Genomic DNA, 25,105 nt, shown 5'->3' with positions numbered 1-25,105 from the left:
CGAACGGTGAACGCCGAGGTGACCGGCAAGTTACTTGCCGGTCACCTGAACGAGCCCTCAGTCTCGGTGGTCCTCCTGGCCGACAGAACATCGGCGCATGACGATTTGTTGATCGGCGCGGAAACGGGCGGCCCTAACCGGTACGCCCGATGATCGTCGAGCCGTACGTGTTGGTGCCGGAACCGAAATGTGGCTGGTACGTCGGCACGAGGGTCTTCATGAAGTATCCGTAGATGCAGCCGCTCGCGACGTCGCAGAGGATCTTGACGAGGGCGTCGAGCAGGTTGCCGCTGAGGATGCTGCTCACCCCGCCGAGCAGACCGCCGAGCAGCCCGGAGAAGCCGGTGATCTGGAACGGCGCGAACCCGACGATGTGGTACTGCGGGGCAATGCTGAGCAGCTGTTGCTTGATCGTGTCGTAGATCGGCACGAGAACCGGTTGCTTCGACGCGACCAGCGCTTGGATCCGAGCCGCGCAGCGGTTGGTGCTGCCGACGGTGAGCCCACCGAGCAGGAACGACCGGGGGTAGTCGCCGATCTTCAGCTCCATCTCGCAGTTGGCGTCCGGCATGATCGGGTTCCAGATGTCCTCGCCCTGCAGCCAGGTGTATCCGCGCGGAGACCCGTCGACCAACGTGCAGGTCGGAATCGGGATGCCGAGGAGCTGGACCGGCAGCACGGCGGCGATCGCGCCGTCCTGGCCGGGCTTCGGAGGGTCGAGGCCGAGCATCGGGAGCAGGCCGAGCGCGCCGACCAGGTTGTCCAGCGGGCCGTAGAACGTCGAGCCGTTGCCGGTCATCCGCTTCCAGTCGCAGAGCGAGATGCCCAGCGCCAGGACCTTCTTCACCACCGGCGGACCCCACGCCACCCGGGCGCACGCACCCACCGACTTGCCGGTGTACTGGCCGCCGGTCGCTGCCTTGGCGAACGCCGGGGGCAGGAACGTCGTGCCGGAGGCGGTGACGGTGGTGGTGCGTACCTCGACCCAGGTGCCCACGGTCTCGCCGGCCGCTGGTGTCGGCACCGGTGGGCAGCTCTTCGCGGTCTTCCACGCCGGGCAACTCGCCTCGAAGCTGAAGCAGATCTGGGCGTCGGCCGCGTTGTCCTTCGCGTTCTTCTTGGCGTAGGTGACCGCCACCGGTGCCTGCAGCGTGCGGGTGCATTTGGTCGGGTCGGCCACGCAGTTCAGGGCGATCTTCATCGAGGCCGCGTCGGCGCCGCTGATCAGCTGCTCGCGCTCCTGCCAGGCGAGCCCGACGTCGATCACGATGGCGGCCATCCCGATGATCACCGCGTTGCTGAGGAACAGCGCAACGATGATCATGATGGCGCCGTGCTCCGAGTCGCGCGCCTGCCGCTTACGACGCCAGCGTTTTAACCGCCCGAACACTGTCGAACCCCCCGTTTACCTGACCAAGAGTCAGATTAGCGAGAGATATTCGCAAATCAGGCGTCTTCCCGGAACTCCCGATCGCGGGGACCGGCCTCCTCGCGGGCCCGCAGCTCCACCCGGCGGATCTTGCCGGAGATGGTCTTCGGCAGCTCGGTGAACTCGATGCGCCGGATCCGCTTGTACGGCGCCAGATTCTCCCGGCAGTGCGCCAGGATCGCCCGGGCCGTCTCCGCCGTCGGCGCCCAGCCCTCGGCGAGCACCACGTACGCCTTCGGCACGGCCAGCCGCACCGGGTCGGGCGCCGGGACCACAGCGGCCTCGGCCACCGCCTCGTGCTCGATCAGCACACTCTCCAGCTCGAACGGCGAGATCCGGTAATCGGAGGCCTTGAACACGTCGTCGGTCCGGCCCACATAGGTGATGTAGCCGTCCGCGTCCCGGGATCCGATGTCGCCGGTGTGGTAGTAACCGCCGGCCATCGCCTCGGCGTTGCGCTCCGCGTCGCCGTGATAGCCGACCATCAACCCGAGCGGCCGTTCCGAGAGGTCCAGGCAGATCTCCCCATCGCCGTTGACCGGGTCCAGCAGAACCACCGTGTAACCCGGCGTCGGCCGCCCCATCGAACCCGGCTTCACGTGCTGACCGGGTGTGTTGGCGATCTGCACGGTCGTCTCGGTCTGGCCGAACCCGTCCCGGATCGTCACACCCCAGGCGCGCTGCACCTGCTCGATGACCTCCGGGTTCAGCGGCTCGCCGGCGCCGACCACGATCTCCGGCGGGTTCTTCAGCTGGGTCAGGTCGGCCTGCACCAGCATCCGCCACACCGTCGGCGGCGCGCAGAAACTGGTGACACCGCACCGGTCCATCTGCGCCAGCAGGGCGGACGCGTCGAAGCGCCGGTAGTTGTAGATGAACACGCAGGCCAGAGCGTTCCACGGCGCGAAGACGTTGCTCCACGCGTGTTTCGCCCAGCCCGGGGACGAGATGTTGAGGTGCACGTCGCCGGGGCGCAGCCCGATCCAGTACATGGTCGACAGGTGCCCGACCGGGTACGACGCGTGGGTGTGCTCGACCAGTTTCGGCAACGCGGTGGTGCCCGAGGTGAAGTAGAGAAGGAGAGAGTCGCTCGCCCGGGTCACGCCGTCGGGTTCAAAACCGGCGTCCGCGGCATAGGCCTCGCTGAACACGTGCCAGTCGTCCACCGGCCGGCCCACCGCGATCCGGGTGTAATCGCCGTCGATCGCCGCGAACTTGCCGGTGTCGTTCGAGCCGATGATGACGTGCGCCGCGTTGCCCCGGTCCAGGCGATCGCGCAGGTCAGCCGGGCCCAGCAGCGGCGTCGCCGGGATCACCACGGCGCCCAGCTTCATCGTGGCGAGCAGGCACTCCCAGAGCTCGACCTGGTTGCCGAGCATCAGGATCACCCGGTCGCCGCGGCCGACCCCGCGCTGCCGCAGCCAGTTCGCCACCCGGCTGGATCGCTCGGACAGCTCGGCGAACGTGAACCGCTGCTCCGAGCCGTCCTCCTCGACGATCCAGAGCGCGGTCCGCGGTCCGGCCTCACCGGCCGCCTCGGCGTCGAACCAGTCGATCGCCCAGTTGAACGTGTCCAGGTCAGGCCATCGGAAGTCCCGGTAGGCGGTGTCGTAGTCGTCGCGGTGCGCGAGGAGGAACTCACGGGCCTGCCGGAACGTGCTCATGACCTCACCTTATTCCGCGGGCCTTATTCGCCGGTGAAGACCGGCGTGCGGCGCTCCAGACTGGCTCGGATCCCCTCGGCGCTGTCCTTGGTCGCCCAGTGCACCTTCTGCTCGGCCAGCTCGTGGTCCAGCGCTTCTCGCACCCGGGCCGCCAGGCCGGCACGCAGCGTCGACCGGATCGAGCGCACCGCCAGCGGCGCGGCTCCGGCGATCTGCAGGGCGAGCTCCATGGCGGTTTCGCGTACCCGTCCCGGCTCGGCCAGGCGATCGGCGAGCCGCAGGCGAACCGCTTCCTCGCCCCCGATCCGGCGTCCGGTCAGCAGCATGTCGGTGGCGGCCTGCTTCCCGACGATCTCCGGCAGCGTCACGCTGATCCCGAACCCCTGGTGAAACCCGAGCCGGGCGAAGTTCGCCACGAACCGGCTGGACGCCTCCGCGACCCGAAAATCAGCGGCGCACGCCAGCCCCAAACCTCCACCCACCGCCGTGCCCTGCACGGCCGCGATCAGTGGGGTACGGAGATCGAACAGCTCAGCGGCCCGCCGATAGAGCCGTTCAGCCGCCGCCACGTGGTCCGCGGCGAAGTCACCACTGCCGAAGTCCGCGCCACCGCAGAAGTGCTTGCCCTGCGACGCCAGGATGATCGCCCGGATGTCGCGATCATTGTCGAACTCCCGGGCGGCCTCCACGACCTGGCCGATCAGCGCTTCGTCGAAGTGGTTGGCGGGCGGGCGGCGGATTTCCAGGACGGCTACCGCGTCACCGGCGGTGACGGAAAGATCAGAGCTCACGCTTGATCCTAACGGTCGTTCAGCGGCGTGGTTCCCAGCGGAACATCCGCATGGCCAGGGCCACCGCGACCACCACCCAGCTCAGCGTCGGCGCCAGCAACAGCAGCGACTCGGACACCGCGACGCCGCCGTTCCAGGCGTTCAGGACCAGCTCGGTCGCTGAGCCGCCGGGGAGCAGGCGCTTCAGCAGGGTGAGTTCCTCGGTGCCGCTCAGCCCCACCCAGCTCGTCACCGCGATCACGCCGAGGCTGATCGGCAGGGTGGTGACCTGAGCGTGTTCCGGTGAGTTCGTCATGCCGGCGGTGGCCAAGCCGAGGCCGACCATCATGGCGACCGTCGCGAGGACCGCCACGACCAGCAGGAACACGTTCGACGGGCCGCCGGCCACTGTCGCCAGGGCGGTGAGCACGACGGTCAGCTGGACGACGGCCAGCAGGGTGACCGGCAGCAGCAGGCCGGCGAGGATGCCGCGGTCCGAGACGGCCGTGGAACGCAGGCGTTTCAGGAAGAGGTTCTGCCGCCGGGCCGCGAGGGTGGTCACCGCCGTGGTGTACAGCCCGAACGCGCCGATGGTGAACATCACGACGGCGGCGATGTAACCGAGGCTGCCGAGCGTCGCGAACGCGTCGTGCCGGTAGATGAAGAACCCGCTGACCACGGCCGGCATGATCAGGCTGGTGACGAGCAGGAGCCGGTTGCGGAAGAGCTGGATCAGCTCGGTGTAAGCGATGGCGAACATGGTCAGCCTCCGTTGAAGGTGCGGTCGATGGCGCGGAACACGTCGTCGAGCCGGGTCGGACCGGCCGACAGGTCGCTGAGCTCGACACCGTGGTCGTGCGCCCAGCCGAGCAGCTGGAACATGTCCTTCTGCAGGTCGAAGGTCTCGATGTGCAGCGCCCCGTCGTGATTGATGACGGTCAGCGGCACCGCCGGCGCGTCCGGTGGCAGCGAGAACCGGATCACCGCCGGCAGCGTCCGGGTCAGCTCGGCGACAGTGCCCTCCCGATGGAAGACGCCCTGGTGCATCAGGCCGATCCGGTCGGCGCGCTCCTGCGCCTCCTCCAGGTAGTGGGTGGTCAGCACGACCGTCGAGCCGTTCTCCCGGAGCCGGTCCACCGACTCCCACAGGGCGTCGCGGGACTGGATGTCCAGGCCGGTCGTCGGCTCGTCCAGGAAGATCAGTTCCGGGGTGCCGTAGACGGCCGTGGCGAAGTCCAGCCGCCGCTTCTCGCCACCGGAGAGCTGGCCGACGAGGGTGCCGGCCTTGCGGGTCAGCCCGACCACGTCCAGCACCCGGTCTGCGTCGTCGGTACGCCGGGTCAGGCCCCCGATCAGACGTACCGACTCACGGACGGTCAGGTCGGGGGAGAAGCCGCTCTCCTGCAGCATGATGCCCATCCGGGGCCGGACGGCTTGGCGATCCCCGGGACTGGTGCCGAATACGCGTACCCTCCCTGAAGTGGCCTGGCGGTGGCCCTCGATGGTCTCCAAAGTCGAGGTTTTCCCTGCTCCGTTCGTGCCCAGCAGGGCGTAGAGCTCGCCGCGCCGGACCTGGAACGACAGGTCCTTGACCGCGTGGAAGTCGCCGTATCGGACATTCAAGTTTTCGACTTCGATGACTGGCGTGGTGGTCATGCCACTTACTGAACCGTGCTCGGCGGTTAACGATCAGTGCTGCCGTGTCACCGGCATCTTGTGACGTGGTGTCACTGCCGGGTGTGGCCGCCGCGTCGAATACTGGGTGGATGACCGCGAGATCGCTGCGCATCACCGCCACCACACAGGGGAGGCTGCGCCGGCTCAACCTGCTGACGGCGACGCCGCCGCTGGTCGTCACGGCGGCGCTCCTGTCGGTCAAGGACACCGACGGCTGGTGGCAGATCGCCATCCTCGCCTCCGGCATGGTCGCGGCGTTGGTGGCCTTCGAGCGCTGGACCGCCAACGACCTCGGCCGCGTCTTCTGGCCCTGCCTGGCCGTCGCGATCATCGTGTGGCCGCTTTCGGTCATGCTTACCGACAGCGGGAACGGTTACTGGGGCATCTGCGTCGTCGGATCACTCGGCATCCCCCGGCTGCGGCGGCACACGCGCACGGTGATCGCCGGGCTGCTCGTCTACATCGCGGCAGTGGGTCTGCTCGGCGACGGCCTGGTCAAATACCTCCTGATCCCGGTCGGGATCACCGCGATCGCCATCGGCTCCTCGTTCCTCGGCGAACGGTTCTACGCCGTCGTCGAAGAACTCGAACAATCCAAGGCCCGCGAGGCCGAACTCGCCGTCATCCGCGAGCGCGTCCGCTTCGCCGGCGACCTGCACGACATCCAGGGCCACACGCTGCACGTCGTGAAACTGAAAACCACCCTCGCGCGCAAGCTCGTGCGCAGCGACCCGGCCCGCGCCGAGGAAGAGCTCCGCGAGATCCACGCTCTGGTCAGCGACACCATCACACAGACCAAAGAGCTTGCGTACGCCCAGCGCAGGCTGAATCTCAACGCCGAACTGGAGAACGCGAAGAACCTGTTCGAAGCGGCCGGCATCCGGGTCCGGATCAGCCGCGACGGTGATCCCGGTCGTGGGGAGTTGTTCGGTCAGGTCCTGCGCGAGACGACCACGAACATCCTGCGCCACGCCCAAGCCAGTCAGGTACGGATAACCCTGAGCGCCCAGGGCATCACCATCGTCAACGACGGCGCGACCGGCGACACCGTGCCTGAGCTGCGCGGCCTCTCCGCGCTGCGGCAGAAGGTAGCGGGCGACGGGGGAGAGCTGCTGGTGTCGGTCTCGAACGGTGAGTTCACGACGGCGGCGAGGTTCGGCGTCTTTTCAGCAGCGGCGGAGTCCGGCCGATGACCAGCGTGGTGCTTGCCGACGACGAGGCACTGCTCCGCAAAGCCCTCGCGGCGCTGCTGCCGCTGGAGGGCGACATCACCGTGCTGGCCGAAGCCTCCGACGGCGCCACGGCGATCGACGCGACGCTGCGCCACAGGCCGGACGTCCTGGTCATCGACCTGGAGATGCCCGGCGTCGACGGCCTCGGCGCGGTCGCCGAGATCCGCCGCACGCTGCCCGGCCAGGTGATCCTCATGCTGACCCGGCACGCGCGGCCCGGTGTGCTGCGCAAGGCGCTGAAGCTCGGCGTCCAGGGCTTCGTCACCAAGTCCGCCGAACCCTCACACATCGCCGACGTCGTCGCGAAACTGCACGAGGGCCGCCGCTGGATCGACCCGGACGTCTCCGCCCTCGCCGTCATCGACGACTGCCCACTCACCGACCGCGAACTCGACGTGCTGCGCGTGGCCAGCGACGGCTATTCCGTAGCGGACATCGCCGCACGACTGCACCTCGCACAGGGAACCGTCCGCAACTACCTCTCCAACGCCATGCAGAAAACACAGACCCAGACCAGGCACGACGCCGCCCGATACGCCCGCGAACACGATTGGCTGTGACCATGCTGCTCGTCGAAGACCTGCTACTGCTCCTGCTGGACGACGAAACCGGGATTCCGGCAGGTGCCGGCACTCTGTACTACCCGCTGGGCGGCGCCGTCCTGGTGGAGCTGGCGCTGCTAGGCCGGGTCGAACACGCGGACGGCAAAGTCATCGCCGTGGGTGAGGGTGCTTTGCCGGACCCGATCCTCCAGGAGGCCTGGGACAAAGCGGCCGCGAAACCCCGCCGAGCGCAGACCCTGATCATCGAGGTCGGCACCCGTCTCTGGGATCCACTGATCGAGCGCCTGATCGAAAAGGGTCAGATCCGCAGGGAGACGAAGCGGCTGCTGCGCGTCTTCAAGACGACCCGCCTCCCGTCCGCGGACCCGGCCTATGAGCAGGGTTTGCGCGACAAGGTGCGTGCCGTGCTGGTGGACGGCGCCGAGCCGGACCCCCGCACCGCCGCCGTGATCGCCCTGCTGTCCGCGAGCGGCTCCCTGCCGGCCGTGCGTCCGCCGATCGCCTGGTCCTCCGAGGTCATCAAACGCGCGAAGCGCCTGGAAGAAGGCCACTGGGGCGCCGCCGAGGTGAACACAGCGGTGATCACCGCGGCCGCAGCGATAGCCGTCGCCAGCGCCACAACAGCCGCGACGGTAGCCATCACCACGTCGAACTAGCCGGAGTTCCGCGCCGCCGGGTTCCGCGCCGGCTGCTCCTGTCGTGGCTGGTCAGCCGCTCTGCCCGCTGCCCACGTCTGCCGCGCCCGGCGTTTCCGCGACCCGGTCGACCAGCACGATCGCCAAGGCGCCCGCGGCGACGATTGCCGCCACCGCGGCGATCACCATGAGCACAAACGCCAAACCCCGGCCTTTCCCTTGCGCTGGTTGCCGGGTCAGGCTCATTGAGGGGTACGCCTCAAGCATGCCCGCCGCCGACCGCAGAAGCTCAGCCCTGTCGTCCGTGGCGGGGCCTGCTTTTCGGGGAGGTGTGCCGAGGCCGTCCATGCCCGAGTTCCAGGCGGGCTGGATCGGGGCTTGCCGGCCGATGGAACCAAGTCCCGACGGGGGAGGGCCGTGCACTCGCCGACCCGGACCTGGTGCCGGCTGTGGTTCCTCGGGTGATCGGGGGGCTTTCACGCGTACCGAAGGAAGGTTTTGATCTTGCGCCAGATAAGCCCGCGCGCGGGCGACTGCCTGGTGCTGCGCGCCGAGAGCCGCCGGGCCATGGAGGGTGAGCTGGGCGAACGCCTTGCGGGCCTCGTGGCGGTTGCCCAGCTCCTCGGCGACCTGGCCCAGGTCGTAGCAGATCCGCAAGATCAGCAGACTCGCGTCACCGTGACGGCGCTGGCCGGCGGCGTAGGCTTGCTCAAGCACCCGGCGAGCCGCGCCCGGATCATCGACGCGGCGGCAGATCGCGGCCAGGTGAAGCTGCGTGGTGAGCACCTCAGGATGATCGTCACCAAGCCTGACCCGCCCCAGCTCACTGGCACGCTCCAGCAGCAGGCGCGCCGCACCCAGATCGCCGGCGGCGACGAGGAGACGGGCCCGCTCCACAGCGTGCGACAGCGGGGGCACGACCTCCATGCTGCCCGGTTCGTGGCGCGGCGGCCACCCCTGATTTGGGCGGGTGCCGGGACCGTGTAAAGTTCTGACCTGTGCCGCTGCGGGGGAAACCCCGGGGCGGAGATGCATTACACCTGGTCCGGGTGGCGGAATGGCAGACGCGCTAGCTTGAGGTGCTAGTGTCCTTTATCGGACGTGGGGGTTCAAGTCCCCCCTCGGACACGTAAACCCCCACAGGGATTATTAATCGTTTAGTGAATGAGCCTCGCCGTTATTCGGCGAGGCTTTCTTTTTGCCTCGAGAAATGCACGTCGCCTTTGCGGAACGTTTTTGCTTGTTCTTGGATGACTTCACCGAAACTGTCATAGCCGATCCCGGGAATGGCTAGAGTCAGCTGCTTCGAAATCTCCCCCAGTAGCTGGACGCGCTCGCGAGTACAGCGCAGCGTGAAGTTCTGTGAACGGAGATGTTCCGCCACGAGCGCGGGGCTCCACAGCGTCTGCCCGCCGCCGGTTCGTGCGTGCAACTCGTTAGCGGCCGCAGCCAGCAGCGTGTCTTCCCGGGCGTAGAACGGTAACGCCGATTCGGCGGGCCGCTTCCGGGGTTGCCCGTGCCGGCACCGGTAGGCGGCCCGGCCGTGCACCCATTCCGATTCCGGGCGACGTTCACAGATGCCGCAGATCACCAGCCCGCGTAGCAGATAGCTGCGTGGCTGCCCATCCGCTGGTCGCGCAAGTGACGATATCTGCTGCACGGCCACGAACGTCGCTTCGCTGATCAACGGCGGATGCGCGAGGGTATTGGAGACAACCCACTGGTCACGGGCAACCGCGCGCCGTGTGGCGGGTCGACCGGTGGTCGGAGCATCAGCGCTGGTCTCGTCGTGCACGCTGCTGCTCCGGCCGTAGACCTGGCGGCCGGTGTAACGCGGATTACTCAAGATCGCGTCGACAGCCCTGGTGCTCCAGGCGATGCCACGACGGTGCCGATTGCGGTCGGGATTGGCTGCGGACGGGCACGGGATACTTCGCTGGGTCAGCATGTCGGCGATGGTGGCTGCGCTGAGGCCAGCGAGACGCTGGGCGAAGATCCAGCGGGCGTGACCGGCGGTGGCCGGGTCCAGATCGAGGCGGTTGAGACGCCGGCCCCACTGACCGTGCACCGGGTTGGGGTGTGGGCCAGCGTCGACGAGTCGGTAGCCATAGGGCGGCCGGCCGCCGAGGAGCCTGCCCTCACGGGCGAGCACGCGCATGGCGGTGAGGGTGCGGTGCCGGGCGCGCAGGACCTCGCGGCGGGCGTCATGGCCGAGCATGAGGACGAGGGCCTGGTGGATGGTGTTGTGCGGGTTGAGAGGTCCCTCGAGTTCAGGGAGCCAGAGGGCGACGCCGTGGTGTTGCAGGGTGGGCAGGATCTGCTGAAGTTGGGTGCCGCTGAAGGCGCGGTCGGACTCGCCGACGATGATCGCGTCGAAGTCGCGATTCGGGTCGGTGAGGGCATGCAGGAGCGCACGGGCCTGAGGCCGGTCAGCCCAGGGGACGTTGCGGGAGCAGCCGATGTCAAAGAAGTCGCGAACAATGTTGCCGGTGGCGGCAGCGGTTTGCGTGGCGACTTCGCGTTGCCACTGCCGGGAGGCGGCGGGGTCTTGGCGGTCGGCGGTGGAGACACGGCCGTAGAAGGCGAACCGGAGGGTCCTGCGCGACGGCGCGGGTGGTGTGAAGCCACGGCGGCGCGGCTGTGGCCGGTCCTGCAGCCATCGGGTGAATCCGCCGTCGCCATCCACTACGACCACGATGTATTTGTTGCCTTCCGTCCGTACTGGTGCGCAAGACACCGTATCGCCCTATTGGCGTTGGCCGATGGGCAGGGTTGCCCGCGCCCCCGACGTCTCTTCCGGCAGCGTGCTGCATTCGTGGCGTTGCGTCAGACGGGCGGTCAGTGTCCGCGCTGGTATGCCGTTATGGGGGGTGCTGATCGCGGTGACGGTTGGGTTCGTCGGCCATGACCGCCTTGGGGCGGGGGAGGCCGAGAGGAGGTGCCTATCCTGTCAGCGGTGCCGGGCGGTGGTGCCCCAGTCGTGAGGTTCTCTCCAAGCGATGGCCACCGCCGGCACCTCGTGCGGCCTACACCCGGCCCGCGGAGACCGACGTTTGTCATACGGCCCGCAGACGAACAGCAGTCTTGTCGCAGACCGCCATCAGACCGGAGCGGCGCAGGGCCGCTGCGACGCCCACATCACCGTCGTCAGCGAGCCCGGGCTCCAGAAGAGCACGAGCGATCTGTGACAGCAGTAGATCTTCGCGAAGGTAGAGGGTTGCCGGCCGGTCCGCCGTTGGTGCGGTAGCACCGGCCCGACCGTGGCGGCACCGGTAGCTGGGACGGTCGTGCGCCCAATGGGACTCCAGGCGGCGATCGCAGCACTCACAGCGCACGACGCCAACCAGCTGGTAGTGGCGACGGTTGCCGGCCGCGGGGCGGGGAACAGCGCTGATGCTCTGGGCCGCGACGAAGCGGGGTTCGCTGACCAGCGCCGGGTGTGCGGGCCGGTCGGAGATGACCCAGTCGTTGCGGGACGCGCGGCGGCGTTGCAGGGCGGTGGCTCCGGCCTCGGTGTGGTCACGGTAGTGACGGGGCTGGCGGTTCCATACCTGCCGACCGGTGTAACGGGGGTTGGCGAGGATCGCCGCGACGGTGGTGACATGCCACGTCGAGCCAGGCCGGTGGGCGTTGCGGGCACGGTCGTGCGCAGACGGCGACGGGACAGCACGGTCATTGAGGGCGCGGGCGATGCTGGTCATGGAGCGGCCGGCGAGCCGCTGCGTGAAAATCCACTGCACGTGTGGCGCGGTTACCGGGTCCGGTTCCAAGCATTGTCGCTGCCGGCCCCAGCGGGCGTGGTCGGGGTTCGGGTGAGGGCCGGCGTCAGCTAGCCGGTAGCCGTACGGCGGCCGCCCGCCGAGGTAGCGGCCCTGGTGCTGGGCTTGGGCGCGCATCGCTTCCAGGGCGCGGTGCCGGTCGCGGGCGACCTCGCGTACCAGGACCGGCGGCGGTTACACCGACATCGAGATACTCGTTGACGATGACGCCGTGGCCGTCGATCACGCCGGTAGCGCAGTTCCGTTGCCAGCGGTGTGACGTCTCGAGGTGCTGATGGCGCAGGGTGGAGAAGCGGCCGTAGAACGCGAACCTCAGCAGCCCTGACGGCTCTCGTTCGCGATGGCCACGCTGCCGGGGCAGCACGAGGGTGTCGCACCACTGTTGCAGCGTGTTCGGCGTCTGCACCTCGTCACCCACCGTCCACCTCGCACCATCCGGTTCCTGCTTCCAGGCAACTACGGCTCGAAGGGCGCTGCCCACCGTCAGCGCGGACATTCACTGTGAAGGTGAGGCGAGTTCCTCCCGGCGGGTGTCCCCTGGCCACCGAAACCGCCCGGTAGCACCGAGCCGCGGACGACGAGCAGTTCCTCGCGCGGATCCGAGCGCTTCACGCCGATCATCGCGGCTACGGATTACCGCGGTGACGTTTCAACCTCAAGTACGCCGAGGAGGATATCGACGAAGTGCTCCGGTGGCTGGCGCCGCTCGCGCAGCTCGAACCGCAGTTATGTCCTCTGACAACTACCGGGGATCTCCCTTGTCCTAGGACGCTTTTGGGGATGTGTCGTCACCCGCCGTCAAGTTCGCAACTGCTGGGCGATTCCGCAATTCACAACCGCCAGCGATAGGGCGTGTTCGGTCTTGCCGCTGATGACCCGAGGGGTTCAGCCGGACCGGCGATACGAGGCGACCGATCCGGGTGTGCAGACGTCGCTGGGGACAACTGCGAACAGTCGCCGAGCTCCGACTCGGATCCGTGCTCTCCGGCGGCGGATCCGTGCCCATTGCCGGACACCGCCCGCGGAACGTTCCGGGATCTCTGACTAAGGTCAAGGCATGCTTCGCTGCAAGGAGGCTCTCGATGCCCGCGCCGATCGACCGTGATGTCCGCGTCCGGGAGATTCGGGATGCCGCCTTCCGGTTGCTCAGCGAGCGGGGCCCAGCCGCCTTGACCATCCGAGGCCTGGCCACCGAGCTCGGCGGGTCCAGCACTCTGGTCACCCACTTCTTCGCCAACCGCGCGGAGCTACTCAAGGGGATCACCGAGAGCGCGATCGAGGACTACGACGAGGAGATCGCCCAGCTCGAGCAGGGCGCGGACGCCCGGCAGCGGCTGCGGATCCTGCTGGAGTGGATGCTGCCGCTCGACGAGGAACAGGTACGCGCCGAGCGCGGCCGGGTGATGCTGATCGGCCACGCCGAATCCGATCTCAACGTCGGTGAGTTCTTCGTGGCGATGGACCGCAAGATGCGGGAGCTGCTGCGTTCGCATCTGACCGGGCTGGTCGACGAGGAGGACGTCGACGAGACGGTCGAGTTCCTGCGGGTGTTCACCAACGGGGTCGTCCTGTCCGTGGCGGAGCATCCGACGCTGTGGGATACGAAACGGCAGCAGAAGCTGTTGCAGCACACTTTGGAGCTTCTCGGCGTCGCGTGAGCCGGGACGCGAAGAGTCATCAGCTGATCCCGAGCCTGCGTAACAGCTGATCGACGACCCGCTGCTGACGGTCGGCGCTCCATGATGAGGGGCGTTCCGCAGCGGACAGGACCACACCGTTGGTGAACACGCGGACGTACTCCACCGTGTCCTCGACCTCGCCGTCGTTCACCAGCTCACGAAGGTGCGTACGCAGTAGCTGGCGCATCTTGTGCTCCATGCGCAGCGAGAAATCGGTGACGCCGAGGTGTCGGTCCGAGTGGCCGACCAGCATGATCCGTCCCCGTTCGGCCCGTGCCTGCTCCTCGTCGAGCGGCAGCATCCACTCCAGCAGGATCCGTAGCCGCTGCCGGGCGTCCGCGCCCTGCTCGAGCTGGGCGATCTCCTCGTCGTAATCCTCGATCGCGCTCTCGGTGATCCCGCGCAGCAGCGCTGATCTGGTGCCGAAGATGTGCGTCACGAGGGTGCTCGATCCGCCGAGTTCTTCGGCGAGGCGCCGCAACGTGAGCGCCTTCGGGCCGTGCGCACTCAAGATCCGGAAACTGGCGTCACGGATCTCGCGGATCCGGACGCTTCGGTCGATCGGTGCGGGAATCACGGCCTCCGTCCTGGTCAGCAGGGCCGCGATCCGGGGTCGAGCGCCCGCTGGCAACCGGCCGCTCTCCGTAAATGATCTGTTACGACTCTTGCTTTGCGGTGAACGAGGCCACTATACAAAGGGCTGTGTACATCACGTGTTGTACATAGCTCGTCTTGTACCGCCGCGCTCAAGGGAGTCCCGTGCTGACCATCAACGATCGACGCCTCCGGGGAGTGGAGGCGATCCTGCGACCGCGCCGCGTCGCGGTCCTGGGCGCCTCCGCCGTCGGCGGCAAGAGCGGCAACTTCGCGCTCGGCAACCTGCGCAGCGGATCCCGCAGCGACGACGTGGTGGTGGTGCATCCCCGAGCGGACGTGGTCGAGGGTCTCACCGCCGTCAGCGAACCGCCCGCGGATCTTGACGTAGCGCTGCTGTCGCTGCCCGCCGCGGCCGTCCTGCCCATCCTGCACACGTTGCAGAGCCGAGGCTGCAAAGCCGCGATGATCCCCTCCGCCGGGTTCACCGAGACTCAACTCGCCGAGTTGTACGCCTTCGCCGCCACCGCTGACATGGTCATCCACGGCCCCAACTGCATGGGAACGATCAACGTCACCGACGACGTGGCGCTGTGGTTCTACGAGGACACCCTGGTGAGCCAGGAACGTGGCGGCGTGGCGCTGGTGTCCCAGTCCGGATCGGCGACGTTTCTCACCCGCGCCACCGAGGCGGTCGGCTTCTCCAAGATCGTGTCTACCGGCAACGAGATCGACCTGACCTGCGCCGACTATCTGCACTGGCTCGCCTTCGACGACGCGACGACCGCCGTTGGCCTGGTCCTCGAGTCGATCCGTGACCTGCCCGCCTTCGTCAGCGCCGCCCGCGCGCTGCGGCAGGCCGGAAAGCCGCTCGTCGCGTTGAAGGTGGGCCGTACCGCGCTCGGATCGACCGCGGCCAAGGCACACACCGGAGCGCTCGCCGGCCAGGACGCCGCCTACCGCGCCCTGTTCACGCGGCTGGACGTGCCGCTCGTCGACGACTACGACGAACTCGCCTCCGCGCTGGCGTGCCTGTCCACCCCCGACCTTCCTCGCCCGGCCTCGCGGCAGGTCGCCGTGGTCACCGACTCCGGTGGGGAGGCCGGCCTGGCCGCCGATCTGAGCACCCGGCACGGCGTGACCCTGCCGTCGTTCAGCCCCGACGTGCAGGTCGTTCTCGGAGAGGCGCTTCCGGGGGCAGCGATCAACAATCCCCTCGACGCCGGTGCCAGTCCATTGGCCGACGACGACGCCTATGAGGTGGCGTTGCGGGCTCTCGGCCGCGATCCCGAGGTCGGCTCCGTCATGCTGATTATGGAAGCGCATCAGGGACTCACCAAAGGCGAGGCCGACTACTTCGACGATGTCTGCGAACTGCTGCGCAACCTCGCCGATGAGGGTTACGGCAAGCCGCTGGTCGCGGTCTCCAGTTCCTCGTACGCGACCCACCCGGTCGTTCGCGAGCGGCTCGGCTCCCAGGTGCCGCTGCTTCGGGGCATCGGCAACGGGTTCGCGGCCCTGAGCGCCCTGGCCGGCAACAGCCGGCCGGTTCCTGACGCGCCCTCGCGACCGTCATACCTGCCCTCCGCGGAGGAGATCGCCGCGCTGCGCTCCCGGGTGAACGGCCCGCTGCCGGTGGACCTGGTTCGCGCCCTGCTGGACGCCTACGGGTTGCCTGTCGTCGACGCCACGATCGCCCCGGATGCCGACGCCGCCGCGCAGTGGGCCTGCCAGCGGTACCCGGTCGTCGTGAAGGTGGCGTCGCCGGATGTCGCCCACCGATCCGATATCGGCGCCGTGGAACTGGACATCCGCGACGAGCAGTCGCTGCGTACGTCGATCACCCGGATCGAGAACGCGGTCCGCCAGACACACCCCGACGCGGTCATCGATGGCTTCGAGATCCAGCAGCAGGTCGAGGCAGGCGTCGAAGTGGTCGTCGGATTCGCCACCGACCCGGTGTTCGGCCCGACCGTGCTGGTCGGCCGCGGCGGCACCCTCGTCGAACTCGAACCCGACGTCGCCATCGGACTGGCACCCCTGCTCGCCGGCGAAGCGGCAGCACTGCTCGCCGAGACCCAGCTGGGCAAGCTGCTGGCCGGCTACCGCAACCTGCTTCCGGCCACCGACGTACAACCGCTGCTCGACGTCGTCGACCGCCTCGCCTGGCTGGCGAACGACTTCGCAGGAGTCCTCGCCGAAGGCGACCTCAACCCGGTGATAGTGCATCCCGGCACGGGACTTCCGGTGCTCGTTGACGCCCTGTTCATCACCTGCGAACCCGAGGAGTCGAAGTGACCAGCTCCCTCGCCGTCCCCTTCGATGAGGCCGTCAGCCTCGCCGGGCGCCACTTCGAAGGCGACTGGTTCACCCTCGACCCCGCCGTACTCGACGAATTCGACCACGCCACCTACACCGACCAGAACACGCATCAGTTCGCTGACGTCTATCCCGACGGCCTGGTGGAGGGCTTCCACCTGCTGGCCCTGCTGGATCACCTGTCCAACCCCCTGATTCGCCTCACTGGCGCCTCGGTGGGCGGATGGAACTACGGCTTCGACCGGATCAGGTTCGTCAGCCCGGTACGTGTCACCGAAGCGATCCGCCTGGTCGGCACCGTCGCGCAGGTCGTCCCACGTCCGGGTGGCGCATACCGCCTGCTGCTCGACTGCGCCATCGAAATCCAGGGCCGCGACAAGCCCGCAATGGTAGCCCAGTGGTGGGTTCACTGGGATATCACGGAGGAATCATGACCGACCTGCACTGGCTCACCGCGACCGAAGTACGTGAGCTGTACGCCCGGAAGGAATTGTCCCCGGTCGAACTCATGGACGCCGTCCTGGACCGTCTGGAAGCTACCGAACCGGCGCTCAACGCCTTCGTCACCATCACCGCGGAGCAGGCTCGCGACCAGGCCGTGCAAGCCGAGCGCCGGATGGCCAATACCCCCTTCGACGAACTTCCGCCGCTGACCGGGCTGCCGATCACGGTCAAGGACTTGATCGACACCGCCGGCGTCCGGACCACGTACGGCACCGTCACCTTCAGCGACCACGTGCCCGGCCACGACTCCGCCGACTGGGCACGCTTAAAAGCTGCCGGCGCGATCCTGGTCGGGAAGACCACCACCCCCGAATTCGGGATGCTCGGTGTCACCGACAGTCGGCTCACCGGCGTCACCAACAACCCGTGGAACCTCGCGAAGACCGCCGGGGGCTCGAGCGGCGGCGCCGCGGCCAGCGTCGCCGCCGGTGTCGCACCGCTGGCCTGGGGAAATGACGGCGGCGGGTCGATCCGCGTTCCGGCGTCCTGCTGCGGCACGGTCGGCCTCAAACCGTCCGCCGGGCGAATCCCCTCGAGCGAGGCCGCCTACGACGGTGTGAGCTCCAGCGGACCATTGACCCGCTCGGTCGCTGACGCGGCGCTGCTGCTGTCGGTCACGGCCGGCCCGCACCCGGGCGATCCACTCAGCCTGCCGGCTGCGGATCCCCGGCTCTTCCTCGACGCGGTCGGGCACCCGGACCTCACCGGGGCACGGATCGCCGCAGCCACCCACTTCGGCCTCGGGCCGATCGCCGCCGACGTCGAACGCACCTTCCGCGAGGCGCTGGATCGACTACGCGACCTCGGGGCCGTCGTCACCGAGGTCGAGATGCAGCTGCCGGATCCGATCGACTACTTCCTGGCGTTCTGGAGCCCCAGCGCGGCGGACTTCGTCGACCAGCTTCGCGCCCAGGCCGGCTGGGACGACGGTCTCCTGCACCCGATCATGCTGGAGATCGCCGACCATGCCCGTGGCATGTCGGCGATCGACTACTGGCGGACCGCGACCGAGACCCGAAGCAAGATCGCTGCCGGATTCAACGCGGCTCTGAACGGCCGCGACCTGCTGGTGACCCCGACCATGCCGCTTGTCGCCTTCGACCACCCCGGCGCGCTCGCTGGCAACGCGGACGTCGACGGTCAACCGGTGCGCCGCCCCGCCCTGGACTTCCACCGGCTCACCGAACCTCCCAGCCACGCCGGGCTGCCAGCGCTGACACTGCCCTGCGGGTTCAGCTCCGGTCTGCCGGTCGGGCTGCAGTTCATCGGAGCGGCGCACGCCGACGCTCAGGTTCTGCGCATGGCCGCCGCCTACGAGGCGGCAACCCCCTGGCACACCCGGCACCCCCACATTTGACTTCATACGGGATGGACCCCACATGACCAGTTCAGGTTTCCGGCCCGGCCGGTTGATGACCGCCGGTCTCGCTGCCGTGCTCACTCTCGCCGCCTGCAGTTCCGCCTCCTCCGGCACCGCGACGCCGGCCGCCCTGCCCTCGGCAGTCAGCACCTTCGGCACCGCGAACGGCGACGTCGACTCCATCACCTGGGGACTGCCGTACGGCGAGCCGACCACCATCGACCCGCCCAACACCGCCAACTACAGCAGCTCCCTGGTCGCGATGAACCTCTGCGAACCGCTGGTCCGGATGGAAGCGGATTACTCGATCAGCCCCAATCTCGCCACCGCCAGCCAGCCCGACCCGTTGACACTGGTCTACGACCTCAAGCCCGGCATCACCTTCTGGGACGGTGCACCGCTGACCGCCGCCGACGTGGTCTGGAGCCTGGAGCACGCCGCGGCACCTACCAGCGTTGTCAGCAGCACGCTCGCCGGCATCGCGTCGATCACCGCGACCACGCCGCAGCGCGTCACGGTCAAGCTTTCCGCGCCCGACGCGCTTCTGCCGGTCGAGCTGGCGACCTTCGCCGGTGCGATCCAGCAGAAGGCGTTCTCGGAGAAGGCCGGAACCGGTCTTGGCAACGCTGCCGAGGGCGTGATGTGCACCGGACCGTACCGGGTGCGGTCCTGGGAGTCCGGCCAGTCGATCACCCTGGCCGCGAACCCGACGTATTGGGACAGCACCCGCAAACCCAAGGTTCAGACGGTACGGCTGCGTTTCATTACCGACTCGACCAGCCTCGCACAGGCACTGGCGACCGGAGAGCTGGACGGCGCCTACGAGGTTCCCGCCGCGATGATCCCGACGCTGCAGAAGACCACGAGCGGCAATCTGGTGTTCGGCACACCGAGTCAGCTGTATCTGGCGCTGTCCGCAGCACGGTCCGCCGGTCCGCTCGCCGACCGCGACGTCCGCAGAGCGCTCTACATGAGCCTGGACGTCAAAACCATCACCCAGGTCGGGTACGCCGGCAGTGCCACCCCGAACTACACCGCCCTCAACAAAGACGTATGGGACAACGGCGCGGTCTCCCCGCGGGCCCGCCAATTGTGGCGCGACGCCTACGCCGGCTTCGAGGCGGAACGCGGATCCTACGGCTCGGCACAGGCGGTCACCGAGGCCCAGCAGCTGGCCCGCTCGGCCGGATACGCCGGGCAACCGATCGTGCTCGCGGTTCTCGCCGGCGATGCCACGCTGTCGCGTACCGCGCAGCTGATCCAGGCGCAAGCCGGGGCAGCGGGTTTCGACATCGAGATCAACGCGCTCCAGCCGATGGAGTTCGAGCAGGCCGCCGTCGACCCGGCCAAACGCGATGGCATCGATCTCATCCTGGGCGGAGGCTTCAACGCCGCCCCCGCGCCGCTGGAACTCATGTCGTTCCTCGCACTGCCCGGTAGCTTCTACAACTACACCGGTTACGACAACGCCGAGGTGACCAGCGCGATCACCAAGGCCCGGGCCACCACCGACCCGGTCGAGCAGGCCAGACTGCTCATCGCGGCCCAAACGATCCTGGAACAGGACTACAGCACGGTGGCGCTGGCCCAGCTCGGCGAGATCGCGTTCGTCAACAAGCGCCTCGGCGGCGCCGTCACCTCGTTCGCGTACCTGAACATGCCGTCCTTCGCGTCACTCGGCTCAGCCGGATGACAGGGCTCGAGACAGGGGCACCAGTCCGGACCCGGCGCCGTACCCTCACCAGCATCTGGCGGATGAGCCGATGGCTGACCTCGCCGTTGATCACTGTGCTCGTCGCCAGTTTCGTCGTGTACGCGGCCCTGCTGCTGGCCCCGGGAGACCCGGCGGTGCAGATTCTGGGTCCCCGCGCCACGGCGGAACAGTACGCGGCGCTGCGTCACTCCCTCGGGCTCGACCGCCCGATGCCGGTGCAATACGGCGACTGGCTGTGGAACGCGCTGCACGGTGACTTCGGCTCGTCGCTGACCTACAAGCAGCCGGTGTCCGCGCTCCTCGGGTCTCGCCTCGCGGTGACCCTGGAGCTCGCGGCCTACGCCGGCGTCCTGATCATCGTGGTGGGTATCGCCGTGGGCACGCTCGGCGGCACCGCTCGGTGGGCTCGGCTGCCCGTCACCGCCCTGACCGCCGCCGGTATCGCCGTGCCGTCGTTCGTCGCGGCGCAGACGCTGGTGGCGGTCCTCGCCGTACGCCTCGGCTGGTTCCCGGTCCTGGCCGGCGACGGCGGATCGTTCACCGCCACGATCCGCCAGCTCACTCTCCCGGCTGTCGCGCTGGCCATCGGGTGGTCGGCGTACGTGGCGCAGGTGACCCGCGCGTCGGTCGCGGCGGAGAGCCGCAGCCCGCACGTGGAAGCAGCGCGCGGCCGCGGTCTGTCGGCCGGTGCCGTCCTACGCCGGCACATCCTGCGTAACGCCGCGATCCCGATCACCACCGTGTCCGCACTGGCCGTCGCGGGCCTGTTCGCCTCAGCCGTAGTGGTCGAGTCCGCGTTCGGGCTTGGCGGCCTCGGATCTCTGCTGGTCCAGAGTGTCGCCGCGAAGGATCAGAACGCCGTGCTGGCAGTGAGCCTGATCCTGCTGGTGGTCTTCGTCGTCACCACCACGACGGTCGACGTTCTGCAAGCAGCGCTCGACCCTCGCCTTCGCACGAGAAAGCAGGTCTGATGACATCACTGGACCTCGCGGAGCCGGTGCCGGGCGCAACGGTCCGCCGCCGCGCCCGCGGCCTGCACCCGGTTCTGATCGGCGCGCTCACCGTGATCTTTGTGATCGTGCTGGCCGCACTGTTCGCTCCGTTGCTCGCGCCGTATCCACCCGGGCAGACCGATGTGCTGGCGATCGGCCAAGGACCGAGTGCCGCGCACCTTCTCGGCACCGACGATCTCGGCCGCGACATCGTGTCCCGGCTACTGTACGGCGCACGCCTGAGCCTTTTCGGACCGGCGATAGTGACCCTCGGCGCCACCGTGCTCGGCTCCGGCCTGGCAGTCCTCGCCGCTTGGAAAAGCGGCCTCTGGGATCAAGTGATCACCCGGGCTTTGGACATCCTTTTCGCCTTCCCATCGGTGCTCATCGCGATCCTCGCCGTAGCCGTCACCGGCGCCGGGCTCACCGGGCCGATCATCGCCTTGTCGATCGCCTACATCCCGTTCGTCGCCCGCGTCGTGCGGGCCGAGGCGGTGCGCCAGCGGCATCTGCCGTACATCGAGGCCGGGCAGTTGCTCGGCTTCTCACCCTGGCGTATCGCTGTCCGGCACCTTGGCTGCAACATTCTTCCCCTGGTCGCCGCCCAGGCCATCCTGACGTTCGCCACGGCGCTGGTGGACCTGGCCGCCATCTCCTTCCTTGGCCTGGGTGTCCAGGCTCCGGACGCGGAATGGGGCCTGATGGTCTCGGCCGGCAACGCCGCACTCATCAACGGCAACGGCTGGCAGTCACTGTCGGCCGGAGCGCTGATTGTGCTGACCGTCCTGGCGTTCAACGTCGTCGGCGAGCGCCTCGACAGCCGCAAGGAGCTGACATGAGTCTGTTGGAACTCAACGACCTCCAGGTCGACCTGCCGGTCAGTGGCCAATACCGGCGAATTCTTCAGGGGGTCACGTTCTCGCTGGCGCCGGGCGCCGCCCTGGGGCTGGTCGGCGAGTCCGGCTCCGGCAAATCGGTGACCCTGAAGTCGATCATGCGGCTGCTTCCGGTGCAGGCGCGTGTCCGCGGCGAGATCGTCTATCAGGCACAGTCCGTTCTGACGTTGCGGAAACGAGCCCTGCGCACGTTGCGCGCCGAGCACGTCGCCATGGTTCACCAGGATCCGCGTACCGCGATCAACCCGGTCCGGACGATCGGCGACTTCATGACCGAAGGCATCGGCCGCGGCTCCGACGCGTGGGACCGTGCCGCGTCCGCGCTGGCCGAGGTCGGTATCCGCGACGCCCGCCGGCGTTTCGCCCAGTACCCGCACCAGCTCTCCGGTGGTCTGCTACAACGCGTCATGATCGCCGGATCGCTGATCCATCACCCGAAACTGGTCCTCGCCGACGAACCGACCACCGCCCTGGACATGACCTCGCAGGCCGATGTCGTCGCGGTGCTCGCCCGCCTGCAGGCCGAACGGCACCTGGGCCTCGTCTTCGTCACCCACGACCTCGACCTGGCCGCCGCCGTCACCGACACCCTCGCCGTCATGTACGCCGGCGTCATCGTCGAATACGGCCCCACCGCGCGGATCCAGGACAGACCGCTGCACCCGTACACTGCGGCGCTGCTCGCCTCCCGGCCCAGGCTCGACCGCCGTACCCGTCTGCAGACCATCCCCGGCCGGCCGGTCGCCGCCTACGAGACCGGTACCGGCTGCGTGTTCGCCACCCGATGCCCGCTGGCCACCGATCGATGCCGCACCGAACGGCCCGCCCTGGCCGACCACGGCGGCCGGCTCGCCGCCTGCCACCGCGTCGGGGACAGCGAATTCGACGACGCGGTCGTCCGAGCCCGGAAGGCGGCCACACCATGAGCGACGCCCTGCAGGTGCGTGACCTGCGTAAAGTCTTCTCCGGCAGCGGCGGGGACTTCGTCGCCGTCGAAGGTATCTCGTTCGACCTGCCCTCTGGTGGATCGCTGGCACTGGTCGGCGAGTCCGGCTCCGGCAAGACCACGACCGCTCGGATGATCGCCGGACTTGAGCAACCCACCGCCGGGTCCGTACTCGTGCACGGGGTGAACCGTCCCCGCCTGCCCTGGCCCCGTCGCCAGCGACGGGTCCTGGCCCGTCAGGTCCAGATGGTTTTCCAGGACCCCAACTCCTCGCTCGATCCGGCGCAGACCGTCGCGGCGAGTCTCGACGAGGTTCTGCGAATCCACTTCGACCGTGACGCCGCCTGGCGCGCCGACCGGATCCGTGACCTGCTCGCGCACGTCGGCCTACAGGAACGCCACGTGAGCGTGCATCCCCGCCGGCTGTCCGGCGGAGAACGCCAGCGGGTGGCGATCGCCCGGGCGCTCGCCGTCGAACCGACCGTTCTGGTCCTCGACGAAGCCGTCTCCGCGCTGGACGTTAGCGTCCAGGCCCACGTCCTCAACCTGCTCACCGACTTGCGTGAGGAACTCGGGCTCACCTACCTGTTCGTCTCCCACGACCTCGCCGTTGTCCGGCAGATCGCCGACGAATGTGTCGTGATGTGCGACGGCCACGTCGAGGAGACCGGACCGATCGAGGCCATCCTTGAGGACCCTCGCAGCGATTACACGCGGCAGTTGCTCGCCGCGATCCCGCGGCCCGGGTGGACGCCCACCGCCCGCGTCGCATCGAAGCCGGGGCCTGCGGCGCCGCTCACGACCAGCGAATCCTGAAAGGCTCGCCCCACCCCGCCTTCCCCATCCTGTACGCCGTCGTCCGCGATCGCGTGACATTGACAGTTGACTTTCTCGTCTCGGGCTCGTTACATGAATCTCGTATATCCGTCCGGTTGTTCGTATATACGAAAGGTCGTCATGATGCCCAGACGCTTGGCGCTGATTCGCGTGGTTCGGGCCGCGGTGGCCGCCGTCGTTATCGTTGCGCTGCACGTCGCACCTACAACGCCGGCGGCGGCCGCGGCGGATGTCCCGGTCACGACGACCAACGGACTGCTCCCTGACGGCATGGACTGGCGGATCACCATGCCGGACCGGGGGTGGAACGGCACGCTGCTTCTGGACCTGGACTTCGTCACCGGGGGCGTCAACGCCGCCTACACCACCCTGCACGGCCGCGGCTACGCGGCGGCCGGCGTCCGGCGCATCCCGTTCGACCAGGGCGGCCGCGACGCGCGGGTGTCGGCGGCGCAGCTCATCCAGGTCATCGACGTCTTCACGGAACGCTACGGCGAGCCGCGGTACGTGATCACCAACGGCGGATCGAGCGGCGGCGTGGTAGCCGGGTACACGATGGAGCGGTACCCCGACCGGATCGACGGCGCCGTGGCGAACTGCACCGTGCCCGGGTACATCCCGTACCTCATGCCCCGGTTGAGTTCCCTGTTCGCGGCGAAGGTCTTCCTCGGCATCGACCTGCCGATCGTTCAGCATCCCGGGACGAACTTCGCGCTCGACGCCGACAGCTGGCGGGCCGCGATCGACGCGGCGCAAGCCACCCCCGCGGGCAGGGCGCGTATCGCGTTGGCGCTGACCCTGGGTCAGATGAACACCTGGACCAACGCAGCCCTGCCGCCGCCGGACGTCACCGATCTCGACCAGGTACAGGCATACATGTACGACACGCTGCGCAACCTCTACGCCTTCGATGTCAACACGCGTCGCAACCAGGAGCAGCAGGTCGGCGGCCAATCCTTCACCTGGACCACCGGATTCGACTACCGGAAGATCTTCTTCACGATGACCCTGCCCGAACAGCAGGCGGCGGTCCGCAAGTTCTACCGTGCGGCCGGACTGGATCTGGCAGCCGACCTGAAGACGATCAACAAGGCCTCCCGGATCGAGGCCGATCCGGCCGCGGTCAACGAGATCCACCTGCACGGCGACTACACGACAAGGCCGCAGCGGCCCTTCCTGATGAACAACCTGATCGGTGACCCGCTGGTGCAGCCGGCCGCGAACTTCGGATATCTCCAGGAGGCGCGAAAGCACGGCAAAGGGCGCTTCGTGCGGCTGATCCACGTCAACGGCGCCGGCCACTGCTCGTTCCGGGCCAACGAGTCGGTGGCGGCCATCGAGATCATGAACGAGCGGGTACGCACCGGCGTCTGGCCGAGCACAGCGCCCGCTGACCTGAACTCCCGCGCCACCCGCATCGACCCGGCACTCGTGCCGCGCTTCATCAACTACCGCAACCCTGAGTTCGCGGGCGGTTTCTGGGCCGGCGACACGTACAAGGCGGAGAAATAGCCA

Annotated in this window: 22 protein-coding genes, 1 tRNA gene and 1 pseudogene; 14 read left to right on the top strand and 10 right to left on the bottom strand. The window is 68.3% G+C overall.

The genetic code is table 11. The features are described 5' to 3' along the window. Positions 1 to 133: 133 nt before the first annotated feature. The 5 genes from B0I29_RS34025 to B0I29_RS34005 all read right to left on the bottom strand — a co-directional run bounded on the left by B0I29_RS34025 (position 134) and on the right by B0I29_RS34005 (position 5,519). Positions 134 to 1,324 carry a hypothetical protein gene (locus tag B0I29_RS34025; RefSeq protein WP_111653236.1) on the bottom strand — a complete coding sequence of 397 codons (1,191 nt, stop codon included), beginning with the start codon at positions 1,322 to 1,324 and terminating at the stop codon, positions 134 to 136. Positions 1,325 to 1,446: 122 nt separating this feature from the next. Beyond that, positions 1,447 to 3,093, bottom strand: a complete 1,647-nt coding sequence (locus B0I29_RS34020) for an AMP-binding protein (protein ID WP_111653235.1) — start codon at positions 3,091 to 3,093, stop codon at positions 1,447 to 1,449. Positions 3,094 to 3,116: 23 nt separating this feature from the next. Further along, entirely contained in the window at positions 3,117 to 3,884 is a 768-nt protein-coding gene (locus B0I29_RS34015) for an enoyl-CoA hydratase/isomerase family protein (protein ID WP_111653234.1), read from the bottom strand. A gap of 19 nt (positions 3,885 to 3,903) precedes the next feature. Continuing rightward, positions 3,904 to 4,623, bottom strand: coding sequence for an ABC transporter permease (locus tag B0I29_RS34010; protein WP_111653233.1), 720 nt, complete (start codon positions 4,621 to 4,623; stop codon positions 3,904 to 3,906). Between the two features lie 2 nt (positions 4,624 to 4,625). Continuing rightward, positions 4,626 to 5,519 carry an ABC transporter ATP-binding protein gene (locus B0I29_RS34005; RefSeq protein WP_111653232.1) on the bottom strand — a complete coding sequence of 298 codons (894 nt, stop codon included), beginning with the start codon at positions 5,517 to 5,519 and terminating at the stop codon, positions 4,626 to 4,628. 110 nt (positions 5,520 to 5,629) lie between these two features. Here B0I29_RS34005 and B0I29_RS34000 point away from each other — a divergent pair, with 110 nt between their 5' ends. Genes B0I29_RS34000 through B0I29_RS33990 form a run of 3 tightly spaced genes read left to right on the top strand, consistent with a single transcriptional unit; the run spans position 5,630 to position 7,991 of the window. Beyond that, entirely contained in the window at positions 5,630 to 6,733 is a 1,104-nt protein-coding gene (locus B0I29_RS34000) for a sensor histidine kinase (protein WP_111653320.1), read from the top strand. Continuing rightward, positions 6,730 to 7,332: a response regulator transcription factor gene (locus B0I29_RS33995; RefSeq protein ID WP_111653231.1), complete on the top strand. Its 603-nt coding sequence runs from the start codon at positions 6,730 to 6,732 to the stop codon at positions 7,330 to 7,332. The genes B0I29_RS34000 and B0I29_RS33995 overlap by 4 nt, the downstream gene beginning before the upstream one ends. 2 nt (positions 7,333 to 7,334) lie before the next feature. Continuing rightward, a complete protein-coding gene (locus tag B0I29_RS33990) occupies positions 7,335 to 7,991 on the top strand; it encodes a GOLPH3/VPS74 family protein (RefSeq protein WP_220091500.1) in 657 nt (218 codons plus the stop codon). A 51-nt stretch (positions 7,992 to 8,042) separates the two neighbouring features. Here B0I29_RS33990 and B0I29_RS47600 read toward each other — a convergent pair whose 3' ends face one another. Then, the gene (locus B0I29_RS47600) at positions 8,043 to 8,174 is read right to left on the bottom strand and encodes a hypothetical protein (RefSeq protein ID WP_281270933.1); all 132 of its coding nucleotides are present in this window, start codon (positions 8,172 to 8,174) and stop codon (positions 8,043 to 8,045) included. A gap of 549 nt (positions 8,175 to 8,723) precedes the next feature. After that, positions 8,724 to 8,897, bottom strand: a pseudogene (locus B0I29_RS47955) (hypothetical protein); the annotation flags it as partial. 116 nt (positions 8,898 to 9,013) lie between these two features. Between B0I29_RS47955 and B0I29_RS33980 the strand changes: the two are divergent. Beyond that, positions 9,014 to 9,098 (top strand) — tRNA-Leu (locus B0I29_RS33980). Between the two features lie 49 nt (positions 9,099 to 9,147). Here the strand turns inward: B0I29_RS33980 and B0I29_RS33975 are convergent. Next, complete coding sequence (locus B0I29_RS33975; RefSeq protein WP_220091498.1) at positions 9,148 to 10,665, bottom strand: recombinase family protein; 1,518 nt, start codon at positions 10,663 to 10,665, stop codon at positions 9,148 to 9,150. Between the two features lie 361 nt (positions 10,666 to 11,026). Next, positions 11,027 to 11,710 (bottom strand): recombinase family protein, encoded by a 684-nt coding sequence (locus B0I29_RS33970; protein WP_181558100.1) that lies wholly within the window; start codon positions 11,708 to 11,710, stop codon positions 11,027 to 11,029. Positions 11,711 to 12,831: 1,121 nt separating this feature from the next. Between B0I29_RS33970 and B0I29_RS33965 the strand changes: the two genes are divergently transcribed. Beyond that, positions 12,832 to 13,407 carry a TetR/AcrR family transcriptional regulator gene (locus B0I29_RS33965; protein WP_111653226.1) on the top strand — a complete coding sequence of 192 codons (576 nt, stop codon included), beginning with the start codon at positions 12,832 to 12,834 and terminating at the stop codon, positions 13,405 to 13,407. A gap of 19 nt (positions 13,408 to 13,426) precedes the next feature. Here B0I29_RS33965 and B0I29_RS33960 read toward each other — a convergent pair whose 3' ends face one another. Beyond that, on the bottom strand, positions 13,427 to 14,005 hold the full coding sequence (locus B0I29_RS33960) for a TetR/AcrR family transcriptional regulator (protein ID WP_181558099.1): 579 nt from the start codon (positions 14,003 to 14,005) through the stop codon (positions 13,427 to 13,429). A 182-nt stretch (positions 14,006 to 14,187) separates the two neighbouring features. On the opposite strand from B0I29_RS33960, the gene B0I29_RS33955 reads away from it, so the two are divergent. From B0I29_RS33955 to B0I29_RS33915, 9 genes are all read left to right on the top strand, one after another. Further along, positions 14,188 to 16,320, top strand: coding sequence for an acetate--CoA ligase family protein (locus B0I29_RS33955; protein WP_181558098.1), 2,133 nt, complete (start codon positions 14,188 to 14,190; stop codon positions 16,318 to 16,320). Continuing rightward, the gene (locus B0I29_RS33950; RefSeq protein ID WP_111653223.1) at positions 16,317 to 16,775 is read left to right on the top strand and encodes a hotdog family protein; all 459 of its coding nucleotides are present in this window, start codon (positions 16,317 to 16,319) and stop codon (positions 16,773 to 16,775) included. Before B0I29_RS33955 ends, B0I29_RS33950 begins: the two co-directional genes overlap by 4 nt. Then, positions 16,772 to 18,202, top strand: a complete 1,431-nt coding sequence (locus B0I29_RS33945; RefSeq protein ID WP_111653222.1) for an amidase — start codon at positions 16,772 to 16,774, stop codon at positions 18,200 to 18,202. The genes B0I29_RS33950 and B0I29_RS33945 overlap by 4 nt, the downstream gene beginning before the upstream one ends. Before the next feature lie 22 nt (positions 18,203 to 18,224). Beyond that, positions 18,225 to 19,898: an ABC transporter substrate-binding protein gene (locus tag B0I29_RS33940; RefSeq protein ID WP_111653221.1), complete on the top strand. Its 1,674-nt coding sequence runs from the start codon at positions 18,225 to 18,227 to the stop codon at positions 19,896 to 19,898. Positions 19,899 to 19,960: 62 nt separating this feature from the next. Beyond that, on the top strand, positions 19,961 to 20,890 hold the full coding sequence (locus B0I29_RS33935) for an ABC transporter permease (RefSeq protein WP_221402878.1): 930 nt from the start codon (positions 19,961 to 19,963) through the stop codon (positions 20,888 to 20,890). After that, the gene (locus tag B0I29_RS33930; RefSeq protein WP_111653220.1) at positions 20,890 to 21,750 is read left to right on the top strand and encodes an ABC transporter permease; all 861 of its coding nucleotides are present in this window, start codon (positions 20,890 to 20,892) and stop codon (positions 21,748 to 21,750) included. Before B0I29_RS33935 ends, B0I29_RS33930 begins: the two co-directional genes overlap by 1 nt. After that, a complete protein-coding gene (locus tag B0I29_RS33925; RefSeq protein WP_111653219.1) occupies positions 21,747 to 22,733 on the top strand; it encodes an ABC transporter ATP-binding protein in 987 nt (328 codons plus the stop codon). The genes B0I29_RS33930 and B0I29_RS33925 overlap by 4 nt, the downstream gene beginning before the upstream one ends. Further along, the gene (locus B0I29_RS33920) at positions 22,730 to 23,569 is read left to right on the top strand and encodes an ABC transporter ATP-binding protein (protein WP_111653218.1); all 840 of its coding nucleotides are present in this window, start codon (positions 22,730 to 22,732) and stop codon (positions 23,567 to 23,569) included. Before B0I29_RS33925 ends, B0I29_RS33920 begins: the two co-directional genes overlap by 4 nt. 144 nt (positions 23,570 to 23,713) lie before the next feature. Then, positions 23,714 to 25,102: a DUF6351 family protein gene (locus B0I29_RS33915; protein ID WP_146616969.1), complete on the top strand. Its 1,389-nt coding sequence runs from the start codon at positions 23,714 to 23,716 to the stop codon at positions 25,100 to 25,102. The last annotated feature ends 3 nt before the right edge of the window (positions 25,103 to 25,105 follow it).

It is taken from the genome of Actinoplanes lutulentus, assembly GCF_003259845.1.
Taxonomy (GTDB): domain Bacteria; phylum Actinomycetota; class Actinomycetes; order Mycobacteriales; family Micromonosporaceae; genus Actinoplanes; species Actinoplanes lutulentus.
The sequence above is the reverse complement of the archived record's forward strand: the minus strand, read 5'-3'. Positions and strand labels throughout refer to the sequence as shown.